Origin of the sequence: Treponema primitia ZAS-1 (genome assembly GCF_000297095.1) — a bacterium.
Lineage (GTDB): Bacteria > Spirochaetota > Spirochaetia > Treponematales > Breznakiellaceae > Termitinema > Termitinema primitia_A.
Genome location: NZ_AEEA01000147.1, coordinates 1 through 463 on the forward strand (window position 1 = coordinate 1; position 463 = coordinate 463).

Annotated in this window: 1 protein-coding gene; it reads right to left on the reverse strand. The window is 50.1% G+C overall.

Annotation, left to right across the window (positions count from 1 at the left end; translation table 11 throughout):
• Positions 1-278: PD-(D/E)XK nuclease family transposase (locus TPRIMZ1_RS19395; protein WP_010263007.1), on the reverse strand; the 278-nt coding region annotated here is incomplete at its 3' end.
• Positions 279-463: the final 185 nt, after the last annotated feature.

Below are 463 nucleotides of genomic sequence, written 5' to 3' on the forward strand. Positions count from 1 at the left end.
TCGTTAAAATAGAGGTGTATGTCCAGGTGGACCGTTTTACCTGTAAGGTACTCCGGGAGGAGTTCGTTGTTCTGAATAGCTAGGGAGGCGACAGGGCGGCCAATACAGGCGGAGAGGAGATGACGCAGGGCATCACGGGAGTCCTCGTTGTCGTCGGTAAAAAGGCTTTTAAAGACAAAATCCGAAAGGATGTCCAGGGGAACGCCTTTTTCTGCGTTCTCCCTGGCCTTCCGGCGCAGTTCACCCCAGAAAAAGGGGACCAGGAAAGATAATTTCATAACAGCTCCTTAATGGGCTTAAGCCCAGGTTTTAGGCGCGGCTCTTCGGCCCGCCGCATATATAAGGGAGTTATGATGAAAAGTGCTTTACCCTGAGGATCGATTTTTTTAAAATTCGTATGGGGTGATTTTTTTGTCCAAGTTTAGCCCCCCTATGGACCCCGATTAGGTTTCCGGGAACGCAC